Genomic DNA, 4,402 nt, shown 5'->3' with positions numbered 1-4,402 from the left:
CGGACGATGGTCACGAGAATAACCATGAGTAATAGTTATTTCTTTTGGTAATTTCGCTGTCATTTCCTCTAATTCTTGGTTATCTCCTATTTTTTGACTCTCAAATATTACTTCTTGTAAGCTAGTGTTATACTTCCCATGTACGTGCATTGATGATGAGTCTAGATGTGATGTTGATAGTGATACTCCAAATTTTTGGGCAGCTTTTACTGCGATGATAAAAAAGATTGTACTCAATCCTTTTTCAAACATCTTATCCATGACTCTCCCCAGTTTATCATCGTTGAGATATTCTGGTTTGACTCCTGCTCCTATCAGATGTTCACAGGCTATCGTTTCAAAATATTCGGGAAACATATATAACGGTTTCGAGACAAATCCTAACCCGTTTATTATCATAGCTTTTACTACTTGACCTGCATTTACTTTTTCGTCTTTTTCGACTCCTATCAATTCATTTATTATTTCCACTATTCCGATTGAATCTATTATTCCTGCTACTATCCCTAGATGGTCTATATTCTGAATTTCTATTTCTTCACTTTTTAATTTCACAACAGTTTCCTCTACTATTTCTGTTGCAATCAATTATTTCTTATTTGGTTATCAATTCTCTTTTTTGTTACCAAACTTTACTTTCTCACACCATGTCTCTATTAATGCTATTTATTCTCATTAAGCCCTTTAATCCCTGAATTAATTTTAGTTATTATGTACTACATTAGGATCCTCTTTGATCTGTCACAGCTTAGGGTGCGGAATGTGGGTTTCAAGACGAAGCTGTAGGTGCGTTCCTACAAAAACTCGAGGAGCATGGTGTAAAAAACTTCAAAATGATGCTGCAACACGACAACCAATGGTACGCAGTATATCTCACACCTAGATATAGATTTTTTAGAGTAAAGAATATAGAGCGGTTAATAGATCTCCTCCAAGACCTCACGCCCTTCGTCAATAACAGAGAGATAAAGCTAAACAAAAAAGTGTTAGCACTTTTGGAGGAAGTAGAAACAGAATTTTAGTCCTCTGCCCAGACGGTTAAACGCCGACCAAGTAGGTTTTTCATTACTCATAATTTTCCCAAAGTCCTTGACAATTATTATTAGTATTGCTACTATTAAAATATCAACACTTTCAGGAAAAAGGCAATGATTAGCTTGGTTTTTAGCAACAAAATGTGGTTTTTGATTGAAAATGGTCGGGAATCTCTCCCCATCCTCTACTACAAAAACGCCTGGGTTTGTGGCGAGGTGACATCTACCAGGTGGGAAAGAATATATAGAGTGGCGATGTCCACATTACCTAGCTAAAATTAATGTAACCCGCCCACAAAGCGGGTTTTGTTTTGAAAAAATATTTACCCAAAACCCTTGACAATTATTATTAAGTTTCCTATATTGATAGTATCAACACTTTCAAAAAGGAACTGACTGCAATGTTTAACTTAATTATTCTTTCCGGTCTTGCTACTATGCTCCGCGAGCATATCACATTAGAAATTTATTGCTTGCCTATAGAGCAGTTTGATTACGCTATAGCATCAAATTTAATCGCATTAGAAGACATTAACTACCCAGAAATACCTTGGGATGAGTTCTAGTTCATACTGGAGGTGCTTACACACCTCCCATTTCTCCTTTTTGGGGTAGTATGGAGGGCGTTCTTTCCGCAACAGATATACTTTCTAAACCAAAATTTAGTTTAATCTTTTCTGCTTATGCACTATAAGAAAGACTTTGCTCTTGTGAGTTTGGAATTTATAAGTTAGAATTTAATAACTTTCTTTAGAAAGTGTTGATACTACAGCTGCTCAATGGGTGGCTGTTTTTTTGTTAGTATTTTATCTGCTTTACCACAGGTCTTTAACATCTCCAAACGACCTTTTTCTGGGCTTTTTATGTCCTAACCCCTTGACAGTAGCTGCGCTGGAGGCTATAATAGCAGTATTTGTATAAAAGTAAGATACTATGCCAGAAGAGACTAAAGCTAAAACATTAAAATCACCCTACAAAAAAGACAAAGAAAGCCTACAGAATTACATCCGGCAGTTATTAGAGGCTGGTTTAAATAATTGCCAGATAGGTAAGTTAGTTGGTAAACACTCTAGCACAATTGGGGACTACCGCGACAGAATGGGATTAACCCAAAATAAATTCGACCACACTACTAGGGAGAAGGTGCGAGAGTTATATAACTCTGGCATGGCTAAGGCAGCGATCGCCAGGGAACTGGGTATCTCCCGCCAGAGGGTATCCGAACTCGTTAGGGACTACATAGCCGCTCAGATCAATGAACGAAGCAATTTATCCATTTAGACTTTAGAACACAATTCCGCACCTGATTTTTATTATAATTAACGCATAGACAAGACAAGACGATTATATATTAGTATAATGTGTAAAAGATTTCGTCTGATGCACAAGACATTAGTTTTACTTCTGTCCAGTCAACTTACGTGTATGAGTCAGTAAAATAGTGATTAAATAGATTGCTCTTTATGTAAACCATGCTATGTGATCTCCCATTATTAGGTTCAGAAATTTCCCTTGAGAAGATTACTAGTTATCATATCTGTTCCTATTCGTAGGTTTGGATAGTTCTTTTAGGTAAATGGTTGAGACCAAATATCCCAATTCTCCTTATTAAAAGGCGATCGCCACTTTTGAATTAGAATCTGCTCAAGTTTTTGGCGTTGTTGTTTAGAGGAAGGAGCATCCCACCAGAAAGCGATATTTACAGCTGTAGAAAGTTTATAACGATAGTGTAAGTCTTGATAACTAGATATATAGTCTTTACACTTATGAACGTTCTTCCACCGTTTGTTATTTTGTTTAGTTTCGCCAATGTATAGTATAATATCAGAAAGAGAGTCAATGACAAAATATAAAACTGGTTGGGAGTAATTCTGAGACGGTAACCGGTAAAAAGACATTGATTCTGGATTCAAGGAAAAAGGGTCAATGGAATCAGGATCACAGTGAGCAGGGTTTAAATTGAATAAACTACCTTGTATAGCTTTATTATGTGTATTTCTAATCTCGCTTTGATATTTAAATATTCTGGACTTCCAGTTTTGTAATTGGTCAACATCCATCAATAACTGTTTTTTGGCTGGAGTCAGGGATAATTCTGGAGTTGAGAATAAATTTAACTGTTCCATCAGTGTTTATTTTAAAGTACGTATGTCAGTCTATCGTGTGTATTTTAGGTATAAACCTTAGTAACAATAAACGGATAATCGAATAAAATGAAATTAAAAGCCCTAAATAAACTAGATGCTATAGCTTATATACACTATGAAGATAGCAAATACATACTATTTTCTGTTGTCTTTTGTGGTAACGTCTGCAATTATACTAAATCTAACACCTCTATTTTATAAATGGCAAGTAGTTTCTATAGCTGCTGATACCATAGAAGTAAGAAGAAGCAACAAGACACTTAAAGTTAGATTATGTGGAGTCGAAGTTCCTCCTACTTTTCAAAAGACGAGTAGGGAATACCTCCAAAATATTCTAGAGAAGAAATCAGTTAAGCTCTCGTTTGTAGATAACAGCAGTGTTGAGGTTTTTATAGGTAAAGATGAGAAACTAATAAACAAATCGATGCTAATGGATGGAATGGCTAAATACAATTCTGATTTGTGCCCTAGTCAATCTATTCTCAGAACTGCTCAGGAAATCGCTAAGTGGCAGAAAATTGGTGTCTGGTCTTCTGAATCTCAGGGTCTATAGTCAAATGCGATCTCCTGCAGTGAGTGCTTTGCGATCGCGTTCATTACCACTTTCAGAAATTTCCCTTGAGAAGGTTCAGGGGTTTGGTGGATAGGGATTATTCGGAGCAATCACCTTTTACCGTGTTCAAAACTTTCCCTTGAGAAGGTTGGGGAGCTGAATGGATGAACCTTTCTCACTGCGATCGCCCTTTACCAGGCTCAGAGTTTTCCCTTGAGAAGATTGAGTAGGTTAACGGACAAGAATTACCGAGCGCAATATCGCCCTTTACTAGGTTCAGAAATTTCCCTTGAGAAGATTAGGGGAGGTGAATGGATGAACGTTAATCACTACGATCAGTCATGACCCCATTTAGAATTTTCCCTTGAGAAGATTGGGCAGTTTAATGGATAGAGATTACCCAAAGCAATAGCGTCCTTTACTAGGTTCAAAATGTTCCCTTGAGAAGATTCAGTAAATCAGGGATTGGGCAGTGCGATCAGTCATGACCCCATTTAGAATTTTCCCTTGAGAAGATTGAGTAAGGTTAATGGATAGAGTCCCATGACAATAGGGCCCTTCATCAGGTTCAGAAATTTCCCTTGAGAAGGTTCAGGGGTTTGGTGGATAGGGATTACCCAGCGCAATAGCATCCTTTACCTTGCTCAGGGTTTTCCCTTGAGAAGATT

General features: G+C 37.1%; 5 protein-coding genes. 3 read left to right on the top strand and 2 right to left on the bottom strand.

Translation table 11 applies throughout. The features are described 5' to 3' along the window. Positions 1–588: DUF4277 domain-containing protein (locus ASL19_RS15025; RefSeq protein WP_369814514.1), on the bottom strand; the 588-nt coding region annotated here is incomplete at its 3' end. A gap of 847 nt (positions 589–1,435) precedes the next feature. Between ASL19_RS15025 and ASL19_RS17960 the strand changes: the two genes are divergently transcribed. Beyond that, complete coding sequence (locus ASL19_RS17960; RefSeq protein ID WP_161808612.1) at positions 1,436–1,600, top strand: hypothetical protein; 165 nt, start codon at positions 1,436–1,438, stop codon at positions 1,598–1,600. A gap of 367 nt (positions 1,601–1,967) precedes the next feature. Next, complete coding sequence (locus tag ASL19_RS15015; protein ID WP_057178958.1) at positions 1,968–2,315, top strand: helix-turn-helix domain-containing protein; 348 nt, start codon at positions 1,968–1,970, stop codon at positions 2,313–2,315. 287 nt (positions 2,316–2,602) lie between these two features. On the opposite strand, the gene ASL19_RS15010 is transcribed toward ASL19_RS15015, so the two are convergent. Beyond that, positions 2,603–3,160, bottom strand: a complete 558-nt coding sequence (locus ASL19_RS15010) for a GIY-YIG nuclease family protein (protein ID WP_057178957.1) — start codon at positions 3,158–3,160, stop codon at positions 2,603–2,605. 136 nt (positions 3,161–3,296) lie between these two features. Between ASL19_RS15010 and ASL19_RS15005 the strand changes: the two genes are divergently transcribed. Next, positions 3,297–3,734 carry a thermonuclease family protein gene (locus ASL19_RS15005; RefSeq protein ID WP_006277533.1) on the top strand — a complete coding sequence of 146 codons (438 nt, stop codon included), beginning with the start codon at positions 3,297–3,299 and terminating at the stop codon, positions 3,732–3,734. Positions 3,735–4,402: the final 668 nt, after the last annotated feature.

The sequence above is a fragment of the Cylindrospermopsis sp. CR12 genome, assembly GCF_001432185.1.
GTDB classification, from domain to species: domain Bacteria; phylum Cyanobacteriota; class Cyanobacteriia; order Cyanobacteriales; family Nostocaceae; genus Raphidiopsis; species Raphidiopsis raciborskii.
The sequence above is the reverse complement of the archived record's forward strand: the minus strand, read 5'-3'. Positions and strand labels throughout refer to the sequence as shown.